General features: G+C 70.5%; 1 protein-coding gene. It reads right to left on the bottom strand.

Annotation, left to right across the window (positions count from 1 at the left end):
• A partial coding sequence (locus QSJ97_RS24925; RefSeq protein ID WP_285675202.1) for a helix-turn-helix domain-containing protein occupies positions 1-208 on the bottom strand: 208 nt, incomplete at its 3' end.
• Positions 209-210 lie beyond the last annotated feature (2 nt).

Raw genomic sequence — 210 nt, 5'->3', positions numbered from 1 at the left:
TGCGCCCCTTGCGCAGCTTGATGATGCGCTGCTCCAGGGGCGCAAGCACCCGCCGTCCGGGAGAACTCAAAGGGCGCCGGCTTCGGTCGACGAGCCCGGCCACCCCCTCCGCCTGGCAACGACGCCACCACTTTCGCAGTGTTGGCCCGGAAACACCGCAGCGTCGGCAGGTGAGCCCCGCATTCCCCGTCCGCTCGCAGGTCTGCACCC

This window comes from Paralimibaculum aggregatum, from assembly GCF_030270585.1.
In the GTDB taxonomy this organism is placed as follows: Bacteria; Pseudomonadota; Alphaproteobacteria; order Rhodobacterales; family Rhodobacteraceae; genus Thermohalobaculum; species Thermohalobaculum aggregatum.
This window is presented reverse-complemented; position numbering and strand designations above follow the sequence as displayed.